This window comes from Mitsuaria sp. PDC51, from assembly GCF_900113225.1.
Classification (GTDB): domain Bacteria; phylum Pseudomonadota; class Gammaproteobacteria; order Burkholderiales; family Burkholderiaceae_C; genus Roseateles.
Genome location: NZ_FOZE01000001.1, coordinates 2,702,092 through 2,721,746, shown reverse-complemented (window position 1 = coordinate 2,721,746; position 19,655 = coordinate 2,702,092). Strand labels below are relative to the sequence as shown.

Here is a 19,655-nt window from a genome sequence, read left to right as displayed (position 1 = left end):
TTTGTCAAAGCGGCCGACAGTATGGCTCGCGCGCCGGCCGACAATCGCGGCATGACTCCGCCGTCCTCCGCCGATTCGCCGCGCCACTCGAGCTCTTCCCCGACTTCATCCGCGACCCCGACCGCCGCGCCGGACCCGCAGCATCGTTTCGACGACGTCGAGCGCGCCGCCGTCTATCGCGCGATCGCCTTGCGTCGCGACATGCGCCACTTCACGCCGTCCGCGCCTTTGCCCGACGAGCAGCTCGAGCGCCTGTTGCAGGCGGCGCATGCCGCGCCGTCGGTCGGGCTGATGCAGCCCTGGCGATTCATGCGGCTGAGCACGACCGCGTGGCGCGAGCGCCTGATGCCCATCGTCGAGGCGGAGCGCCGGCGCACCGCGCAGGCGCTCGGCGAGCGCGGCGCGGAGTTCCTGCGGCTCAAGGTCGAAGGCCTGCGCGACTGCGCCGAGCTGCTGGCCATCGTGCTGGCGCCGGACGACGGCACCGTCTTCGGCCGCCTGAGCCTGCCGCGCGAGATGGCCTGGTGCTCCGCGGCCTGCGCGGTCCAGAACCTGTGGCTCGCAGCGCGGGCGGAGCACCTGGGCCTGGGCTGGGTCTCGATGTTCGACCCCGCGGCGCTGCGCCAGGCGCTGGCCCTGCCCGAGGGCGCGGAGCCGCTGGGCCTGCTGTGCCTCGGCCCAGTCCCCGACTTCTACGAGCAGCCGATGCTCGAGGCCACCGGCTGGCGCCAGGCACGGCCGCTGCGCGAGATGCTGATGGAGCCGCCGGCGCCCTGAGGCGCCGGCCCGAGCCTGCTGCGAAGCCGTCCGCCGAGCGTTCTGCCAAGCGTCTGCCAAAGGGGACAGGCGCCGCGCCGCAAGCCCCTGTAGGCTTGCGCCTTCCCATGACTGGACGGCCCCATGACCACTGATACCTGCCAGCAGCTGCGCCGCGCGCTGCTCGACCTCCACCGCGCGCTGGTCGACCTGGAGCGCGGCGACTTCGAGAAACAGCATGGTCCGCAGAGCGCGGGCGAGTTCCTGCAGGTGATGGCCTTCAGCGAGGACATGCGCTGGCTGGAGCCGCTGAGCCGGCTGATCACCATGCTGGACGAAGCCATCGACGGTGCCGCCGACGCGGCCGCCACGCCGCGCGCGGTGGCGCAGCGTGCGCGCGACCTGCTGGGACTGGATCGCGACAGCGCCGATCCGTTCAAGCAGCGGTATGCGCAGCGCTTCGACCAGTCGCCGCCGCTGGTGCATGCGCATACGGCAGCCATCGCGGCGCTCAAGGCGGTGGGGACGGTCGCGCCGGGCCCGCGCGCGTGATCGTTGGTAAGTGCGCAGTAAGACGTGCCCTTCGAGGATGCGGCCTCCTTTCACCGCCCTCTCGGGAACCCTCATGCTCACGCAGAAACGACTCCTCTCGCTCGCCCGATCGCTTGCAGATCCGCACGTTCGCACGGCGCTGTTGCGCGCCTCCCTGTCCTCCGCCGCGGTGATCTGCGCCGCGGCCCCGTCGGGTGTGCTGGCGGCGGGGCCCGGCGGTCCGGCGGGCCAGGAGGGCGAGTCGTCCTCCTGGGGCCTGGGCGTGGGCGTGGTGAGCACCCAGAAGGCCTACAAGGACATCGACCGCGAGAACAGGGCGCTGCCGATGATCCAGTACGAGAATCGCTGGGTGCGCGTCTTCGGTCCGGGCCTCACGGTGAAGCTGCCGCGCTGGCAGGTCGCGCCGGGCCACCAGGTCGACTTCGGCCTCGTGGCCAAGTGGGACGGCAGCGGCTACGAGGCCGGCGACGCGCCCATCCTGAACGGCATGGCCGAGCGCAAGGGCGGCCTGTGGGCCGGCGCGAAGGCGAGCTGGAAGAGCGACATCGCCGAGCTGGGCGCCGAGTGGACCGCCGATGCCTCCGGCCACAGCAAGGGCCAGCGCCTGGCGCTGACGCTGGAGCGCTCCTGGCGCCTGGGCCAGCACGTCATGCTGACGCCGCGCCTGGGGGCGCAGTGGGTCGACAAGAAATACGTCGACTACTACTACGGCGTCCGCGCGAGCGAGGTCACCGCGGCGCGGGCCGCCTACCAGGGCAAGTCGACCGTCAACGGCGAGCTGGGCCTGCGCGGCACCTACCTGTTCAATCCGAAGAACGCGGTCTTCGTCGACGTCGGCGTGACGAGCCTGGGCAGCGGCATCAAGGACAGCCCGCTGGTGGATGGCTCGACCGAGAATCGCGTCTTCGTCGGCTACCTGTACCGCTTCTGATGCCGCGCCGCGCGCGACCGGGGGCCGGGCGTCAACCCGCATCGATCGCCGAGGCGCATGGCTGGACGCTGTCGGCAGAGCCCGAGGATCCCGGCCTGCGCCTGGTCGTCACCCGCGCCGGCCCGGCGTTGCCGTAGCCGGCCCGACGGTCATGCGGGCGGGCACCGAAGCCGGCGCTGCATGCACCGTGATGCCCGGCTGGCGCGGTCCCTCGCCGGCCCAGCGCCAGAGCGACTGCGCCATCGCCTCGGCCGCCGCCGAGAGCGCGCGGTCGCGGCGGCGGATCAGGTAGATGTGGCGCTGCAATCCGGTCTCGGCGATCGGGCGGGCGACCAGGTCCGCATGGGCGAAGTGGAACAGCGTCAGCGCCGGCACCAGCGTCACGCCCAGTCCGGCGACCACCATGCCGGCCACCGAGCTCAGCTGCTCGAGAGTCAGTACCGGGGTCAGCGGCCGGCCCGGCAGCGCCGCGTCCAGCGCCTGCCGCACGCTGCTGTGCCGCGCCAGGCCGATGAGCGGCTGGCCTTCGAGCTCGGCCAGCGACGGCCTCCGGCGGCGTGCCAGCGGATGGTCGCGCCGGCAGACCAGGAAGAAGACATCCGACAGGAAGGGCTCCACGGACAGCTCCGGCGCGGTGGCGCGCAGCGCGGCGAGCGCCAGATCGGCGCGGCCGGAGCGCACCCGCTCCACGCAGCTTTCCGACAGCACGTCGGCCAGGTCCAGCTCGATGCCGGGATAGGTGCGGCGGAAGGCCGCGAGGTGCGGCGGCAGCCAGCCCGCCGCCAGCGCCGGCAATGCGGCCAGCGCCACCCGGCCGCGGCGCCGCGCGACGTGGTCGCGCAGGTCGTCGGCCGCGAGCCGCATGTCCTGCAGCAGGCGCCGGGCTGGTTCCAGGAAGAGGGCGCCTTCGGCGGTGGGCTCGACCGTGCGCGTGGTCCGGTCGAACAGCCGCGCGCCCAGGCCGTCCTCCAGCGTCCGGATCAGCGCGCTGAAGGCCGGCTGCGACAGATGGCAACGCGCGGCCGCGCGGGTGAAGCTGCGTTCCTCCGCCAGCGCGACAAAGGCCGCGAGCTGTCGGGCTGACAGGTTGGCCAGCGGAAAATCCGGCGCGGAGGGCGAGAGCGGGTCGGGCTGATTCATTGGCAATCTCGATGAATGAATCCAAACAATCGAATTCTCCGATAAGGCCCGCACGACTAGAGTCGCCCACATGGACACCCGCCAGGACACGACCAGCGCCACCGATCCGACACTCTCGACCGTCGCGACCTCCGACGCTGGTGGCTTGCTGGTCGGTTGCGCGGCGGGCTTTTCCGGGGACCGCACCGACGCCGCCCGGCCGGTGGTGGACACCTTGATCCGGCTCGGTGGTCCTGCCGTGCTGATCTTCGAGACGCTGGCCGAGCGCACGCTCGCGCTGGCTCAACTCGCGCGCCAACGGGATCCGGAGGCCGGCTACGAGCCGCTGCTGGATGAGATGCTGCGGCCGGTGCTCGCCGACTGCCTGGCGCATCGCATCCCGATCGTCGGCAACTTCGGCGCGGCGAATCCGCCTGCGGCGGCCCGACGGGTGGCCGCGATCGCGGCCGAGCTCGGCCTGCGCCCGCCGGTCGTGGCGGTGGTGGCCGGTGATGCCTTGGTGTCGCCGGACCAGCGCGCGCGGCTCGCCGCGGCGCTCAAGGAGGACGGCCCGCCGCTGCCCGACGGCGCCATCGCCAGCGCCAATGTCTATCTCGGTGCCGAAGGCATCGCCGAGGCCTTGTGGCGTGGCGCTGACGTCGTGGTCACGGGGCGGGTGGCCGATCCGTCGCTGACCGTGGGGCCGGCGCTCGCGCATTTCGGCTGGGCGCTGGATGACTGGGACCGGCTGGCCGGCGCGACGATGGCCGGTCACCTGCTCGAGTGCGGCGCCCAGGTCTGCGGCGGTTATTACGCCGATCCGGGCTTCAAGGACGTGCCGGACCTCAGCCGCGTCGGATTCCCGATCGCGAGGATCGACGCCGACGGCGCCTGCACGATCTTCAAGGCCGATGGCACGGGTGGTCGCCTCGACACGCACACGGTCAAGGAGCAGCTGCTGTATGAGCTGCACGATCCGGCTGCCTACCTGACGCCGGATGTCGTCGCCGACATCAGCGCCGCGAGCGTGACGCCGGTTGGCCCGGACGCGGTGCGCTTGGCTGGTGTGCGGGGTCATCCGCGCCCGGCGACCTTCAAGGCCAATGTCTTCTTCGCCAACGGCTGGTTGGCGGAGGGTGAGATTTCCTATGCGGGACCCGGTGCCGAGGCGCGCGCGCGGCTCGCCGGCGAGGTGCTGCGGGCGCGATTGGATGCACGCGACCGGCAGGGCCCGTTGCGGATCGACCTGATTGGAGTGACGAGCGTGCTCGGCGACGACGCTGGCGATGCCTTGCGGCGGCGCGCGGCGGGCGACGCCAGCGATGTGCGCCTGCGTGTCGCCGCGAACCATCCCGACCGTGCCGGAGCCGACCGCCTGACCCGCGAGGTCACCGCGCTCTACACCTGTGGTCCTGCGGGCGGCGGCGGCGTCCGCACGAATCTTCGGCCGCGCCTCGGCCTGCGTTCCTGCCTGTTCCCCCGAGAACATGCCCCCGCCACCGTCACGCTGTCTTCCGATGGCAACGAGGGCGCCGTCACGCAGTCTCCCGATGGCCACGAGGGCGTGATCACGCGGTCTTCCGATGGCAGCGAGGGTGTGATCACGCGGTCTTCCGCTGGCAGCGAGGGAGGGTGGGGCCGGAATGGGGCTTGGGGGTCCAGGAGGGATCCCCCATGCCCCGTGGAGAGCCCGCGCTTGGCCTCCCGACCGACGACGGCCTCCGCAACGCCTGCGGCACACACAGCACACCCAGCACCGGAGCCCTCAACCCCCACCCGTCAAGTCGAACTCCGCGCCGCCGCTCACGGCCGCACCGGCGACAAGGGTGACCGTTCCAACATCAGCGTGATCGCCTGGCACCCGGCGCTGTATCCGCTGCTGGTCGATCAACTGACCGAAGATGCTGTCGCGCGCCAGTTTGCGTCCCGCCGCCCGACGCGGGTGACGCGCCACCTGTTGCCGCGCCTGGGCGCGATCAACTTCGTGCTGGATGGCGTGCTCGACGGTGGCGTCAATGATGCGCTGAACCTGGACAGCCACGGCAAGGCCTTGTCCTTCGTCGTGCTGGCGATGCCGCTGATGGTGCCTGAGACACTGGTCCCGTGGCTGCGAGGCCCGGGCATGGATCACAACGAGACGATGGAGACTGCTTGATGACTGTCTTGAAACCGACGACCCGCCGCCGGGCGGTGTTGGTCGCCGCTTGCGCCGCATGCGCCGCGACCCTCGCATGGACCAGCCTCGCGCAGGCGCAGACCGCCGCCGCGGCCTATCCGAGCAAGCCGATCACGCTGCTCGTGCCCTTCGCCGCCGCCAGCGCGACGGACCAGTTGGCGCGGGCGCTGGGCCAGGCGATCACCGAGCAGACGCGGATCGCCGTCGTCGTCGACAACAAGGCCGGCGCCAGCGGCATGATCGCGGCGCAGCAGGTCGCGCGCGCCGCGCCCGACGGCTACACGGTGCTGATCGCCACCAACACCACGCAGGCCGCCAATCCGCATCTCTTCCGCAAGCTGTCCTACGACCCGGTCAAGGACTTCGCGCCGGTCACCGGCCTGGGCAAGGGCGGCCAGGTGATGGTGGTCAAGGCCGACGGCCCGTACCGCAGCGTCGCCGATGTCATCGCGCGCGCCAGGCGCGAGCCGGGCAAGGTCAGCTTCGGCAGCGGCAGCGCCTCCAGCCGCGTCGCCGGCGAGCAGTTCCAGCAGCTGTCCCACACGCAGCTGCTGCACGTGCCCTACAAGAGCAATCCGCCCGCGTTGACCGACCTGATCGGCGGCCAGGTCGATTTCATGATCACCGACACGGCCACCGGCCTGCCGCAGATCAAGGCCGGCAAGGTGCGGGCGCTGGGTTTCTCGATGACGCGCCGCTCGCCGCTGCTGCCCGATGTGCCGACGCTCGACGAGGCCGGCGTCAAGGGCTACGACATGAGCTACTGGTTCGCCGCCTACGTGCCGGCGGGCACGCCCGCGCCGGTCGTCCAGCGCCTGCACGAGCTGCTCGGCGCGGCGCTGCGCAGCGCGCCGGCGAAGGCCTTCTTCGAGAGCGCCGGCGTCGATGCGTGGTCCAGCACGCCGGAAGAGCTGCGCGCCTTCCAGGAAACCGAGACGCGCAAGTGGGGCCAGATCATCAAGGCCGCCGGCATCGAGCCGGAGTGAGGCGAGGCGATGGGCGCGCCGATCGCGGCGCCCTCAGCGCGCTGGCGCCTGCTCCGGCCATCCCGGGCCGGGCAGATGCTGCAGCTCCAGGCTGATGATCAGGCAGCAGGGCCGTCCCATGTACTCGAGCGGCTCCGCGTTGAGCACCGCCGGATGGATGGCGCCGGCGGCGTCGCGCAGCCGCACCACCATGTCGGTCACGCGGCCCTGCGTGCCCAGCACGCGGTAGAAGACATCGCGGTCCTCGGCGATCACGCCGTAGGCATGCGAGGCGGTGGTCGTGCCGGCCACCTCCTGCACCGTCTTGCCGTAGCGCCGGCACAGCGCCTGGTTGGCCTCGACGATGCGGCGGTCCTCCACCGACACGATCGCCATCGGCACTGGCGCGGCGTCGAAGAGGCGCTGGAAGCGGTCCCGCCCGGCCTCGATCTCGCGCAGCGCGGCCTCGCGCGCGCGGCGACTGTCCACGCTGTCAAGCGCGAACGACAGGTCCGCGCCGAGTTCCTCGAGCCGCGCCATCAGCTCGTCATCGAAGAAGTCGGGCACGCGCGCGCACAGCATCAGCGCGCCGGCGACCTCGCCCGCGCGGCGGATCGGGATCCAGGCGATCGCCCGGATGCCCTGGGCGACGGCCTCCTCGCGCCAGCGGCCGGCCTGCGCGTCCAGCACGTAGTTGTTGCTGACGGCGCTGCGGCCGTCGCGCAGCACGCGCGCGGTGTAGGTGCCCTGGACCTCCGGAAGGCGCAGGTCCAGCGGGTCCGGCACGTTGCGCAGCACCTGCGCCGCCGGGCCGGCGAAGGCCACGCGGTGCGCCAGCTCGCCGTCGCGCAGGTAGACGGCGGCCAGGGCGGCGTCACCGGCATCGACGCAGATCTGGCAGGCCTCGTGGAAGAGGGCGCGTTCATCGTCGATGCGCAGCACCAGGCGATTCGCACGCGCCATCGTGAGCAGCACGCGGCCCATGCGTTCGGCCTGAGCCAGCGCCGCACGGTGTGCACGGCGCTGACGCGCGAGCCCCCACAGCAGGCCCGCGATGCAGGCCGCCATCAGCAGGACGAGGAGTGACGCTGCACTCATGGGATTCCTTCGGAAGCGGGCAGGGCGGGCGACCGCCACCGGTGATTCACCGGCTCGCGGTCGCCCGTCGAGTATCCCTGTCCGTTCCCGGTGCGCGGCATCCGCGCGTCACCCGATCCCGGGATGGACGCGCGTGGCGGCCGGGTGGCCTGCCGCCGCGCAGAGGAGGCGCCCGCCGCCGAAGCCGCCTCAGTACGCGAGCCGCAGCGAGACCGAGTAGTTGGCCGGCGCGCCGTAGTAGGTGTTGTCGTACTGGTCCAGCACGAAGTACTTGCGGTCCAGGAGGTTGTTGCCGTTGAGCTGCACCGACACCTTGGGCGAGACCTGGTAGCGCGCCATCAGCGACAGGTTGGTCACGCTGCCCTGGCGCAGCGTCGTGCCGCCGCTGGGCGTGCCGACGGCCGCCGAGCTGGACGACTGCCAGTTGACACCGCCGCCCAGCGTCAGGCCGGGCACCCAGCGGGCCGCGTCCCAGGTCGCGAACAGCCGCACCATCGTGCTCGGGATGAAGGTGCGGATGGTCTGGTCGTCGCCGTCCTTGGTGATGTAGCGCGTCCAGCCCAGCGAGGCCTGCACGCCGTCGACCACCCGGCCCGACAGCTCGAACTCGAAGCCGCGGGTGCGTGTGCCGTCGATGGCCTGCGAGGCGGTGGTGCCGTCCGGCAGCAGCACCGGCGCGCCGGTCACCGGGTCGAGCACCGGCGCGGCGACGTTGTCCTGCTTGGTCTTGAACAGCGTCAGCGAGGTGTTCAGGCGCTTGTTGAAGTGCTCGCCCTTGATGCCGACCTCCACCGAGTTGCCGTCCATCGGGTCGAGGTAATGGCCGTTGACGTCGCGGCTGCTCTGCGGCTTGAAGATGCCGGTGTAGCTGGTGAACACCGAGAGCTCGGGCAGCACGTCCCACACCAGGCCGGCGTAGGGGATGGCCTTGGTGTAGTCGTACTTGGACGTCGTCGGCGAGTCGTAGACGTAGAAGGAATCGATCTTCCAGCGGCCGTAGCGCGACCCGCCGATCAGCTTGAGCGAGTCCGTCAGCGACAGCCGCGCGGCCGCGTAGACCGCGTCCTGGTCGGTCTTGATGTTGTTCAGCGGGGTGGGATCGGCCCAGGCGGGTTCCGGGTAGCTGCCGTTCCATTCGAAGAAGTTGCCCACCGGGGCCAGGTCGCCGGCCACGGCCTGCTCCGTGCCGGTGTTCTTCGCGCGCGAGCCGTTGTAGCCGAGGACCAGCTCGTGCTGGCGGCCCAGCAGCTCGAAGGGGCCGGAGGCGTGGACGTCGAGCGCGGTCTCGGTGATCTTGCCCTTGCTGCGGTAGGCCCAGGGCGCCAGTCCTTCGCCAGTCGTCGGATCCGGCCAGCCCGAGACGTAGAACAGCTTGACGTCCTCCTTGTAGACGCGGCGGCTCAGCGACGACCGCAGCGTCCAGCCGTTGCCGAACTGGTGGCGCAGCTCGCCGAAGACGGTCTGCGTCTTGCGGTCCCAGTAGGACCAGTCCGGCGCCGTGGTCACCGAGGTCGGCCAGTCGGCCTGCGTGCCGTCGGAGAAGAACTTCGGGAACGAACCCCAGGTGTTGCCGCGCGGCTTGTTCTCCAGGTACTCGAAGCCGGCGGACACGCGCGTGGCCGGCGTCAGGTCCGCGTCGACCACGCCGTAGAGCACGTTGCGGCGCTTGTGATAGAGGTCCTGGTAGTTGTCGGTGCTCTCGACCACCGCGACGCCGCGGGCGCGGATGCGGCCGTCGGCGGTCAGCGGGGTGGAGGCGTCGAGTTCCGCGCGGCGGTTGCTCCAGGAGCCGGCGGTCAGCTTCAGCGACGCGGTGGTCGTGCGGCTGTCCGCGTGCTTGCGCACCAGGTTGATCGACGCCGCCGGATTGCCGGGGCCCGTCATCAGGCCGGTGGCGCCGCGCACGACCTCGATGCGGTCGTACAGCGCGGTGTCCAGGGTCTCGTCCACCGACCCGGTGCTGAAGTTGGTGTGGGCGGGCACGCCGTCGTGCATCAGGGTGTCGACGAGGAAGCCGCGTGCGTAGAACAGGACGCGCTCGGTGTCGTAGGCGTTGGAGTAGACGCCGGGCGTCACGTCCAGCACCTGCCGCAGCGAGGTCAGGTTCTGGTCGTCCAGGCGCTGCCGCGTCATGACCGTGATCGACTGCGGCGTCTCGCGCGGCGACAGCGTCAGCTTGGTCGCCGAGGCGGTCTCGGAGGCGGCATATCCTTCGGCGCGCTGTCCGCTGACGGTCACCGGGGCGATGGTGACGGGCTTGTCGGCGTCATCGGCGGGCGCGGCCGAGGCCGTCGAGGCGGCGGCGCCAGCGGCCGACCCTTGGGCGGCGACGGCCGCCGCGAACAGGGACGCCGCCGCGGCGATGCCGGCATGGCGGAAGCTCGAACGCGCAGCAGGACGCCGGACCAGGCGCGGGAGGGATCGGATTCGCATGGCAACAGGAGGCCTCGCCAGCCTTGTCGGCCGGCAGGCGTCAGGAAATGGGGAAGTTGTTGATAGTAGTTCCTATTTGAGAACATTCTCATTTGGAGCGTGCGCAGCGCGTGACGAGGCGTGCGAGCTGTTGTCGAAATGGCACGCGGCCGCTCGTCGTGGGGGAGGAGACGAGGCCTCGCCAGGGGTATGCCGGTTGCCCGACGGGCCGGCGCCGCGGACGATGTCTCGCCGATCCTCGTTGCAATCCCTTGATGGAGATCCCCATGCTTGCGAAGAACACCATTTGTGTCTGGTACGACCGCGACGCCGAGGAGGCCGCGCGCTTCTATGCGAAGACCTTCCCCGACAGCCACGTCGGCCGCGTCACGCGGGCGCCGGGCGACTTCCCGTCGGGGCAGCAGGGCGACGTGCTGGTGGTCGAGTTCACCGTCTGCGGGGTGGCCTGCATCGGCCTGAACGGCGGGCCGCAGTTCAAGCAGACCGAGGCCTTTTCCTTCCAGATCGCGACCGACGATCAGGCCGAGACCGACCGCCTCTGGCATGCGATCGTCGACAACGGCGGCGCGGAGAGCGCCTGCGGCTGGTGCAAGGACAAGTGGGGCGTGAACTGGCAGATCACGCCGCGCGTGCTGACCGACGCGCTGCACGATCCGGACCGCGCCGCGTCCCAGCGCGCCTTCGCCGCCATGATGGAGATGGGGAAGATCGACATCGCGAAGATCGAGGCGGCGCGGCGCGGGTGAGGCACAGCTGCGCCTCCCACGCCTCGGTCGGGTGTTTCCCTAGATAGTTCGTGGGGTGCATGAACTAGGATGCCACCGGGATTTAGCGCTAAATCAACTCCGAAGTGATGGCGCGTTGCGTTGAAAGGTTTCGAGACATGACCGGTCATCGTGGTTCAGTCCGGGCGATCGCGCCCCCGCATTTCCTTCGTCTGGCGCTGATGGGGATGGCGTTCTCCTGCAGCGCTTCCGTCCTGGCCGCCACCGGCAACGGTGACCCCACGGACACCAACATCAACTACGTCGGACGCTGGGACAAGAGCAGCAGCGCCACGTATCGCAGTTACTGGAACGGCTCGTACCTGTCCACCAAGTTCACCGGCACCACGGTGAAGGTGAAGCTGGCCGAGAAGACCGTCTTCATGGCCATCGTGGACGGCGTTCCCACCACCTACTGGGATGCCGTCGGCACCATCAACCTGACGCCCACGCCGCTGGCCAACGGAACGCACTCGCTCAAGATCGTCGCCAAGTACGAGAAGACGGAATTGCCGTTCCAGGGCCTGGTGCTTGACGCCGGCGCCGTCACGGTGCGGCCCGACGCTCTCCCGCTCGTGGAGTTCGTCGGCGACTCCATCACCTCTGGCGTGACGACGACCGACGTCGCGGTTTCGGACTACGCCTGGCTCACCGGCGAGCGGATGGCCGCCGATCACACGCAGGTCTCCTATCCCGGGATCACCCTGTCGGACGGGTATCACTACTCGGACAACACCTTCCCGGGCATGGAGTCGCTGTACTTCAAGCTGTGGCAGGCCAACCGCTGCCCCGATGTCGCGTGCACCGGCAACCCGGCCTGGAACTTCGCCAACTACACGGCCAGGCTGGTCGTCGTGAACCTGGGCAGCAACGACTCGTTCAACTCGGTGCCCACGGCCACGTTCCAGAGCCGCTACACCGGCTTCCTGCAGAACATCCGGGCCAAGTATCCGAACACGGACATCTTCGCGCTGCGCACCTTCGGCGGCTTCTACCAGGCCGAGACGCAGGCGGCGGTGACCGCGCGCGTCAATGCGGGCGATGCCAAGGTGCATTACATCGACACCGCCGGCTGGCTGGATTCGTCCAGCGGGTCCACGGACTTCACCGACGGCCTGCACCCCAGCGACACCGGCCACGTCAAGGTGAGCAACCGTCTGCTGCCGATCCTGCTGCCCTACCTGGGCCGGGTGACGCGCAACGATACGAGCTTCAGCTACGACAACACCGCCAACTGGCCCAGTGGCAGCCAGACCGGCGCCTACCAGAACGACAACCATTGGTCCGGGCTGACCAGCGCCTACTACCAGGTGCCCTTCAACGGCACGCAGGTCAAGCTGTATGGCGGTCAGGCGCCGGCGCACGGCATCGCCGCGGTGTCCATCGACGGCGGCGCGGAAGTCGCCATCGACACCTACTCGGCCGCTCGCAAGGATGACGTGCTGCTGTGGAGCAGCCCCGTGCTGGCGGCGGGTGGCCACACGCTGAAGGTGCGGGCCACCGGCATGAAGAACGCCAGCGCGTCGAACACCTTCGTCACGGCCGACCGCGTGGACGTGATCGACGGTGGCGTGAACCTGCTGAGCAACGCTGGCTTCGAGAACGGGCTGGGCGGCTGGTTCACGGGGTCGCAAGGGGGCGCGGTGTCCACCGCCACGACGCGGCCCAATTCCGGCGCATCCCACCTGGTGCACAGCGGCACGGGGGCGTATTGGGCCTACACCGCCCAGACCCTCACGGGCCTCCCGAACGGGCTGTACACGGTGAAGGCCTGGGTGCGAGGCACGGCCGGACACCAGCTGTACGTGAAGAACTTCGGCGGCAGCCAGGTGGCCGTCGCCACGGTGGCGTCCGATGGCTACACGCAGCTCACTCTCAGCAACATCAACGTGAGCAACGGGAACGCCGAGATCGGGTTCTGGACGAGCGACTCGACGGGCACCGGCTGGCTCAACGTCGATGACGTGACCTTCTACAAGCAGTAAGGCGAGTCGCGAGCGCGGTCCCGAGGGGGCGATCGGCGCGGGGCTCCTGAGGCGACTCGGGGGCCCTTCCACCTTTCATCGCTCGAACCGGTATCCCACCCCATAGATCGACCGGATCCGGTCCGCCCCCGCGCCGGCCTTCTCGAGCTTGCGGCGCAGGTTCTTGATGTGGCTGTCGACCGCGCGCTCGGTGACCTCGCGGCCGTCCACGTGCAGCAGGTCCAGCAGCTGGGTCCGCGCGTAGACCCGGCCCGGCTGCGTCGCCAGGATGTGGAGCAGCCGGAATTCGATCGGCGTGAGGTCCAGCGGCTGGCCGCGCCAGCTCGCCTTCCAGCCGGATTCATCGATGGACAGCGGCTCGCTGCCCGCCGCGAAGGCGGCCACCGCGGCCGCCGTTTCCACTTCGTGCGCGCGGCTTCGGCGCAGCGCCGCCTTCACCCGCGCCATCACCTCGCGCGGGCTGAAGGGGTTCTTCGCGATGTAGTCGTCCGCGCCGGTCTCCAGGCCGGCCAGCCGGTCCGACTCGTCCGCCCGTGCCGTCAGCATCAGGATGGGCACGCTGCTGACCGCGCGCAGTTCGCGGCACAGCGTCAGCCCGTCGATGCCCGGCAGCATCAGGTCCAGCAGGATCAGGTCGTGCCGCCGCGCCGTCCAGGCCGGGATCACCTCGCGCCCGTCGGCCACGCATTCGGGCTCGTGCCCGGCCGCGCGCAGGTAGTCCGCCAGCAGCGCCGCGAGCTTGGGCTCGTCCTCCACCACCAGCACCCGCGAGGGCCCCGGTTCCATCGGCATCGGCGCCAGGCCTGCCGCGCGCTCAGCCATGGACCGGCAGCTCCACCCGCATCCACAGGCCGCCCAGCGGCGAGGGACGCGCCTCGATGCGGCCCTCGTGGGCCTCGGCGATGCGCTGGCAGATCGACAGCCCGAGGCCGGAGCCGCCGCCGCGCCGGCTGCGCGAGGCATCGACGCGGAAGAAGCGCTCGAACAGCCGCGGCAGGTGCTCCGGCCCGACGCCGGGCGAGGTGTCCTGCACGTCGATCACCGCATGCTCGCCGCTGCGCCGGGCGCTGATGCTCAGCGCGCCGCCGGCATCGGTGTAGCGGCAGCTGTTCTCGAAGAGATTGCCCAGCAGCTGCCGCAGGCGGCGCTCGTCGCCGAAGACCCGCAGCGGCTGCTCGGGCAGGTCCAGCCGCAGCGACAGGCCGCTGCCGTGCAGGCGCTCGCCGAAGGCGCCGGCCGTCACGCCGATCAGCTCGCGCAGGTCGACCTCGGACTTGCGGTAGGCCAGCGCGCCCACGTCCGCCATCGACAGCTCGTGCAGGTCGTCGACCAGCTTGTGCAGGATGGCGACCTCGCCCTGCAGCGAGCGCAGCGCCTGCGCGTCGAGCTTGCGCACGCCGTCCTCCAGCGCCTCCAGCTCGCCGTGCAGCACGCCCAGCGGCGTGCGCAGCTCGTGCGAAACGTCGGCGAGGAACTCGCGCCGCATCGCCTCGTTGCGCTGCAGGGTCAGCGCCAGCTGGTTGAAGTCGCGCTGCAGACCGGCGATGTCGTCGTTGCCGCGCGTCTCCCGCACCCGCACGCCGAAGTCGCCAGCCGTCAGGCGGTGCGTCGCGTCCGCCACCCGCCGCACCGGCTGCAGCAGCCGGCGCGAGATCCAGTACGCCACACCGCCCGCCAGCAGCACCGCCGCGCCGCCCACCACCCAGGCCGAGCGCAGCTGCGCGTCGTAGAAATGCTTCTCCGCGCCCGGGCTCACCGATTCGATCGGGGTCAGCGCCAGCCAGCCCACGGTCAGGCCGTCCACGATGATGGGCCGCTCGATCGTCGGCTCGACCGGGCCGGCATAGCCCGCCACCCGCTCGCGGTTCTCGTCGAACAGCGTGAAGCGCCGCGTCGCGCCGGTCAGGTCGGCCGGCCCGTGCTTGACCGCCGGCATCTCCGCCTCCGGCACCAGCGGCCGCAGCAGCCGGCCCCACAGCTCCGGCTTCTGGCGCAGGAAGTCCCAGCTGCGGCCGTTCTCCCGATAACCAGCGGTGACGCTGGTGCGCGCAAGTTCCAGCCGGTTGACCGCCTGCTCGTTGAGGTAGCCGATGAAGTCCCGGTTCAGGTTGATGTGCGAGAACACGCCCATCGCCAGCGCGACCGCCATGGCGGTGCTGAAGACGGCGATGAACAGCCGGGCGGTGAGCGTGAACGGGAGCTTCATCCAGGAGAACGGGGCGGCGAGTGGAGTGGGGCGGGCCGCATGATGACCGGCGCCGCGTGCGGCAGGCAAGCCGTCTGGGCGGAGCCCGCGCGGCGGATGCGATCTTCAAGGTGTCTCCACATTCGTAGGCCAGCATCCGCCGCCATGTCGAAGATTCTGACACCCTGCGCGCGGGCGGCCGGTCCGCGCGCGTCGATGCCGCGTCCCGCCGCGCTGTCCCTGCTGGTCGCCTTTGCGGCCGTCCTCGCGGCTGTCCTGGCCGCCGGCTGCGGCGAGAAGAAGACCGCCGCCGCCGCGCCCGCGCCGCCCGAAGTGGGCGTGGTCATCGTCGCGACGCAGGACGCGCCGCTGGCGCTGGAGCTGCCCGGCCGCCTGTCGGCGAGCCAGGTCGCCGAGATCCGCCCGCAGGTCAGCGGCATCGTCCAGAAGCGGCTCTTCGAGGAAGGCACGACGGTGCGCGCCGGCCAGGCGCTCTACCAGCTCGATGCCGCCAGCTACGAGGCCGAGCGCGCGCGCGCCGCGGCCGCGCTGCAGAAGGCCGAGGCCCAGGTGGCCGTCGCCCGCACCCGCGCCGAGCGCGACGCCGAGCTGCTCAAGGCCGACGCGCTCAGCCGCCAGAGCGCCGACGACAGCGCCAGCGCGCTGCGGCAGGCCCAGGCCGACGTGGCCGTGGCCCGCGCCGCGCTCGACGCCGCGCGCGTGCAGCTGGACCGCACCCGCATCGCGGCGCCGATCTCCGGCCGCATCGAAGTCTCCACCGTCACCGCCGGCGCCTTGGTCACCGCCAACCAGACGCAGGCGCTGACCACGGTGCAGCAGCTCGATCCGATGCATGTGGACATCGTCCAGAGCAGCGCCGAGATCCTGCAGCTGCGCCGCCAGCTCGAGGGCGAGGGCCCGAACGGCCAGGGCAGCCGCCAGATCCGCGTCGTGCTCGAGGACGGCACCGTGTACGCCCGTCCCGGCACCTTGCAGGTCAGCGGCGTGACCGTCGACCGCGGCACCGGCGCGGTGACGCTGCGCGCGGTCGTGCCCAATCCGCAGGGCATGCTGATGCCCGGCATGGTCGTGCGCGCGCAGCTGCTGGCGGGCGTCGACCGCGACGCGATCGTCGTGCCGCAGCAGGGCGTCACCCGGTCGCCGACCGGCGAGGCGACCGCGCTGGTCGTCGGCGAAGGCAACAAGACCGAGCTGCGCCGCCTCGTGCTCAAGCGCGCGATGGGCAACCAGTGGGTCGTCGCCAGCGGTTTGAAGCCGGGTGACAAGCTCGCCGTCGAGGGCCTGCAGCGCGTGCGGCCCAACCAGGTGGTGACGCCGGTGCCGGCCGGCGCCGGCAAGAAGAAGGGCGGCGAGCAGCCGGGCGCCCCGGCCGGCGGTGGTGCCGCCAGCGCGGCGTCCGTCCCGGCGTCCATGGCGGCTTCTGGCCCGGCGTCGGGCGGGAGCCTCTGATGGCCGCCTTCTTCATCGACCGGCCGATCTTCGCCTGGGTGCTGGCCATCGTCGTGATGCTGGCCGGCATCGCCGCGGTGCTCGGCTTGCCGCTGGAGCGCTATCCGGACATCGCGCCGACGCGCATCTCGATCAACACCAGCTACCCCGGCGCCTCGGCCAAGGCGATCGAGGACTCGGTGACGCAGGTCATCGAGCAGAACCTCAAGGGCATCGACGGCCTGTTCTCGATCGAGTCCACCAGCAATGCCTCCGGCGGCGCCAACACGCAGCTGAGCTTCGTCGCCGGCACCGATCCCGACCTGGCGCAGATGCAGGTGCAGAACAAGGTTTCGCAGTCGCTCTCGCGGTTGCCGCAGGCGGTGCAGGCGCAGGGCGTGCGCGTCACCAAGGCGGGCTCCGAGCCGCTGATGGTGGTCATGCTCACCAGCGACGATCCGAATGTCAGCTCCGCCGACCTCGGCGACTACCTGTCCAGCACGCTGCAGGACATCATCAGCCGCATCGAGGGCGTCGGCGACATCAACGTCTTCGGCTCCGGTTATGCGATGCGCATCTGGCTGGACCCGGCGCGGTTGCAGCGCTACGCGCTGGTGCCAGGCGACATCCGCAACGCGCTGCTGGCGCAGAACACCGAGGTCTCGGCCGGCCAGCTCGGTGCGCAGCCGGTGCCCGAGGGCCAGCGGCTCACCGCGATCATCACCGCGCGCGCCAAGCTGCAGACGCCGGAGCAGTTCCGCAACATCGTGCTGCGCGTGCAGCCGGACGGCTCCGCGCTGCGGCTCAAGGACGTGGCCCGGGTGGAGCTCGGCCGCGACAGCTACACCACCAACGTGCGCAGCAGCGGCGTCACCGCCGCCGGCATGGCCATCGTGCCGGCCAGCGGCGCCAACGCGCTCAAGACCGCCGAGCTGGTCAAGGCCAAGTTCAAGGAACTCGAGCCCTTCTTCCCGCACGGCATGAAGGTCACCTTCACCTACGACACGACGCCCTTCATCAGCGTCTCCATCGAGGGCGTGGTCCACACGCTGATCGAGGCGATGGTACTGGTGGTCGTGATCATGTACCTGTTCATGCAGAACCTGCGGGCGACGCTGGTGCCGGCGATCGCGGTGCCGGTGGTGCTGCTGGGCACCTTCGGCGTGCTGGCGCTGGCGGGGTACTCGATCAACACGCTGACCATGTTCGGCCTGGTGCTGGCCATCGGCCTGCTGGTCGACGACGCGATCGTGGTGGTCGAGAACGTCGAGCGCCTGATGCGCGAGGAGGGCCTGAGCCCTCGCGACGCGACCCGCGCCAGCATGAAGGAGATCAGCGGCGCGCTGGTCGGCATCGCGGTGGTGCTGTCGGCGGTGTTCATCCCGATGGCCTTCTTTGGCGGCTCCACCGGCGTGATCTACCGCCAGTTCTCGATCACCGTGGTGAGCGCGATGGTGCTGTCGGTGCTGGTGGCGATGAGCCTGTCGCCAGCGCTGTGCGCGACGCTGCTCAAGCCGGTCCACAAGGGCGAGCATGCCGCGCATGGCGGGCCCTTCGGCAAGCAGCTGGACTGGTTCTTCGGCGGCTTCAATCGCGGCTTCGACCGCTTCACCGAGCGGTATGTGTCGCGCGTGCGCTGGCTGACGGCGCGCGGCGTGCGCAGCTTCATGGTCTACCTGCTGCTGATCGCGGGGCTGGCGGCGCTCTACAAGACGCTTCCGACCTCCTTCCTGCCGGACGAGGACCAGGGTGGCCTGCAGATCCAGGTGCGCATGGCGCCGGGCGCCACGGCGGAGCGGATGGAGGCCGTCGCGCAGAGCATCGAGGCTTACCTGGCCGACCAGAAGGAAGTCCAGTTCTACAACATCGTGCGCGGCGCCGGCGGCGACCAGGGCTCGGGGCAGGGCTTCATCCGCCTGACCGACTGGTCCGAGCGGACCGGCAAGGCGCAGGGCGCCGGCGCGCTGGCCGAGCGCTTCAGCCGCGAGCTCGGCAAGCGCGTGCGCGACGCCAACATCTTCGTCGTGCAGCCGCCGACGGTGCGCGGCCTGGGCGGCAGCGCCGGCATCCAGCTGTTCCTGCAGGACCTGGGCGGCGTCGGCTCGGAGGCGCTCATCGCCGCGCGCGACCGCCTCATCGACCTGGCCAACCAGCGGCCCGAACTCAGCCGCGCCCGCACCAACAGCCTGACCGAGACGCCGCAGCTGCAGATCGACATCGACGACCACAAGGCGGGCACGCTGGGCGTGACGACTTCGACGATCAACGACACGCTGTCGATCGCGCTGGGCAGCAGCTATGTGAACGACTTCCTCGACCGCGGCCGCGTCAAGCGCGTGCTGGTGCAGGGCGAGGGCGCCTACCGCGCCGATCCCGAGGCGCTGCGCTTCTGGTACCTGCGCAACGCCAGCGGCGAGATGGTGTCCTTCAGCGCCTTCGCGAAGGCGGGCTGGACCAACGGTCCGCGCCAGCTGGTCCGCTACAACGGCAGCGCCGCCTATGAGATCCAGGCCGACGTCGCGCCGGGCGTGAGCTCGGGCGCCGCGATGGCCGCGATGGAGCAGGTGCTGCGCGAGATGCCGCCGGGCATCGGCTTCGAGTGGTCCGGCCGCAGCTACCAGGAGCGGCTGTCCGGTGATCAGGCGCCGATGCTGTATGCGGTCTCGGTGCTGTTCATCTTCCTGTGCCTGGCGGCGCTGTACGAGAGCTGGTCGGTGCCCTTCAGCGTGATGCTGGTGGTGCCGCTGGGCATCATCGGCGCGCTCGCGGCCAGCCACCTCGGCGGGCAGATGAACGACGTGTTCTTCCAGGTCGGCCTGCTGACGACGGTCGGCCTGTCGGCGAAGAACGCGATCCTGATCGTCGAGTTCGCCGAGACCCTGCTGGCGCAGGGCATGGGCCTGCTCGACGCCACGCTCAAGGCCTGCCGGCAGCGATTGCGGCCGATCCTGATGACCTCGCTCGCCTTCATGATGGGCGTGCTGCCCCTGGCCTACGCCAGTGGCGCGGGCTCGGGCTCGCAGCGCGCGATCGGCGTGGGCGTGCTCGGCGGCATGGGCAGCGCGACGCTGCTGGGCATCTTCTTCGTGCCGCTGTTCTACCTGTGGGTCAAGCAGCGCTTCAGCCGCATGACAAAGACCGGGACCGCCGGCGATGCCGGGACGAGGCCGACCGACGAGGGCCATCACGCCGCTGGCGATGCGGCCGGGCCGGAGGCGCGGACATGAGGCGCGCGCGTGCAT

The 19,655-nt window shown here is 70.8% G+C and carries 13 protein-coding genes and 1 pseudogene; 9 read left to right on the top strand and 5 right to left on the bottom strand.

The annotated features are described in order from the left end of the window. The first annotated feature begins 51 nt into the window (after nt 1-51). The 3 genes from bluB (at nt 52) to BM393_RS11350 (ending at nt 2,239) form a co-directional block, all read left to right on the top strand. A complete protein-coding gene (bluB, locus tag BM393_RS11360; protein WP_091725358.1) occupies nt 52-777 on the top strand; it encodes a 5,6-dimethylbenzimidazole synthase in 726 nt (241 codons plus the stop codon). A 123-nt stretch (nt 778-900) separates the two neighbouring features. Next, nucleotides 901-1,308, top strand: coding sequence for a hypothetical protein (locus tag BM393_RS11355; protein WP_091724865.1), 408 nt, complete (start codon nt 901-903; stop codon nt 1,306-1,308). A 142-nt stretch (nt 1,309-1,450) separates the two neighbouring features. After that, nucleotides 1,451-2,239: a MipA/OmpV family protein gene (locus BM393_RS11350; protein WP_217648419.1), complete on the top strand. Its 789-nt coding sequence runs from the start codon at nt 1,451-1,453 to the stop codon at nt 2,237-2,239. A 108-nt stretch (nt 2,240-2,347) separates the two neighbouring features. Here BM393_RS11350 and BM393_RS11345 read toward each other — a convergent pair whose 3' ends face one another. Next, on the bottom strand, nt 2,348-3,379 hold the full coding sequence (locus tag BM393_RS11345) for a LysR family transcriptional regulator (protein ID WP_091724863.1): 1,032 nt from the start codon (nt 3,377-3,379) through the stop codon (nt 2,348-2,350). Between the two features lie 70 nt (nt 3,380-3,449). Here BM393_RS11345 and BM393_RS26125 point away from each other — a divergent pair. Both BM393_RS26125 and BM393_RS11335 read left to right on the top strand, forming a co-directional pair. Further along, nucleotides 3,450-4,853: pseudogene (locus BM393_RS26125) on the top strand (acyclic terpene utilization AtuA family protein); the annotation flags it as partial. 659 nt (nt 4,854-5,512) lie between these two features. Next, nucleotides 5,513-6,520 (top strand): tripartite tricarboxylate transporter substrate binding protein, encoded by a 1,008-nt coding sequence (locus BM393_RS11335; protein ID WP_091724861.1) that lies wholly within the window; start codon nt 5,513-5,515, stop codon nt 6,518-6,520. Between the two features lie 33 nt (nt 6,521-6,553). On the opposite strand, the gene BM393_RS11330 is transcribed toward BM393_RS11335, so the two are convergent. Together BM393_RS11330 and BM393_RS11325 are read right to left on the bottom strand one after the other, a co-directional pair. Further along, entirely contained in the window at nt 6,554-7,597 is a 1,044-nt protein-coding gene (locus BM393_RS11330) for a GAF domain-containing protein (protein WP_091724860.1), read from the bottom strand. 189 nt (nt 7,598-7,786) lie between these two features. Further along, nucleotides 7,787-10,030: a TonB-dependent siderophore receptor gene (locus BM393_RS11325; RefSeq protein WP_091724859.1), complete on the bottom strand. Its 2,244-nt coding sequence runs from the start codon at nt 10,028-10,030 to the stop codon at nt 7,787-7,789. A 266-nt stretch (nt 10,031-10,296) separates the two neighbouring features. On the opposite strand from BM393_RS11325, the gene BM393_RS11320 reads away from it, so the two are divergent. Continuing rightward, nucleotides 10,297-10,776 carry a VOC family protein gene (locus BM393_RS11320; protein ID WP_091724858.1) on the top strand — a complete coding sequence of 160 codons (480 nt, stop codon included), beginning with the start codon at nt 10,297-10,299 and terminating at the stop codon, nt 10,774-10,776. Between the two features lie 137 nt (nt 10,777-10,913). Next, nucleotides 10,914-12,779: a GDSL-type esterase/lipase family protein gene (locus BM393_RS11315; protein ID WP_175538291.1), complete on the top strand. Its 1,866-nt coding sequence runs from the start codon at nt 10,914-10,916 to the stop codon at nt 12,777-12,779. 75 nt (nt 12,780-12,854) lie between these two features. Here the strand turns inward: BM393_RS11315 and BM393_RS11310 are convergent, their stop codons facing one another. Beyond that, complete coding sequence (locus BM393_RS11310) at nt 12,855-13,601, bottom strand: response regulator (RefSeq protein ID WP_254783346.1); 747 nt, start codon at nt 13,599-13,601, stop codon at nt 12,855-12,857. Further along, entirely contained in the window at nt 13,594-14,985 is a 1,392-nt protein-coding gene (locus tag BM393_RS11305; RefSeq protein ID WP_091724856.1) for an ATP-binding protein, read from the bottom strand. Before BM393_RS11305 ends, BM393_RS11310 begins: the two co-directional genes overlap by 8 nt. 144 nt (nt 14,986-15,129) lie before the next feature. Between BM393_RS11305 and BM393_RS11300 the strand changes: the two genes are divergently transcribed. Further along, complete coding sequence (locus BM393_RS11300; RefSeq protein WP_175538290.1) at nt 15,130-16,434, top strand: efflux RND transporter periplasmic adaptor subunit; 1,305 nt, start codon at nt 15,130-15,132, stop codon at nt 16,432-16,434. Further along, complete coding sequence (locus BM393_RS11295) at nt 16,434-19,640, top strand: efflux RND transporter permease subunit (protein ID WP_091724855.1); 3,207 nt, start codon at nt 16,434-16,436, stop codon at nt 19,638-19,640. Before BM393_RS11300 ends, BM393_RS11295 begins: the two co-directional genes overlap by 1 nt. The last annotated feature ends 15 nt before the right edge of the window (nt 19,641-19,655 follow it).

Coding starts and splice junctions, on each gene's coding strand:
- BM393_RS11305 (WP_091724856.1), bottom strand. CDS start 14,985: ATGAAGCTCCCGTTCACGCTCACCGCCCGGCTGTTCATCGCCGTCTTC.
- BM393_RS11315 (WP_175538291.1), top strand. CDS start 10,914: ATGACCGGTCATCGTGGTTCAGTCCGGGCGATCGCGCCCCCGCATTTC.
- BM393_RS11295 (WP_091724855.1), top strand. CDS start 16,434: ATGGCCGCCTTCTTCATCGACCGGCCGATCTTCGCCTGGGTGCTGGCC.
- BM393_RS11330 (WP_091724860.1), bottom strand. CDS start 7,597: ATGAGTGCAGCGTCACTCCTCGTCCTGCTGATGGCGGCCTGCATCGCG.
- BM393_RS11325 (WP_091724859.1), bottom strand. CDS start 10,030: ATGCGAATCCGATCCCTCCCGCGCCTGGTCCGGCGTCCTGCTGCGCGT.
- BM393_RS11355 (WP_091724865.1), top strand. CDS start 901: ATGACCACTGATACCTGCCAGCAGCTGCGCCGCGCGCTGCTCGACCTC.
- BM393_RS11320 (WP_091724858.1), top strand. CDS start 10,297: ATGCTTGCGAAGAACACCATTTGTGTCTGGTACGACCGCGACGCCGAG.
- BM393_RS11345 (WP_091724863.1), bottom strand. CDS start 3,379: ATGAATCAGCCCGACCCGCTCTCGCCCTCCGCGCCGGATTTTCCGCTG.
- BM393_RS11310 (WP_254783346.1), bottom strand. CDS start 13,601: ATGGCTGAGCGCGCGGCAGGCCTGGCGCCGATGCCGATGGAACCGGGG.
- BM393_RS11300 (WP_175538290.1), top strand. CDS start 15,130: ATGTCGAAGATTCTGACACCCTGCGCGCGGGCGGCCGGTCCGCGCGCG.
- bluB (WP_091725358.1), top strand. CDS start 52: ATGACTCCGCCGTCCTCCGCCGATTCGCCGCGCCACTCGAGCTCTTCC.
- BM393_RS11335 (WP_091724861.1), top strand. CDS start 5,513: ATGACTGTCTTGAAACCGACGACCCGCCGCCGGGCGGTGTTGGTCGCC.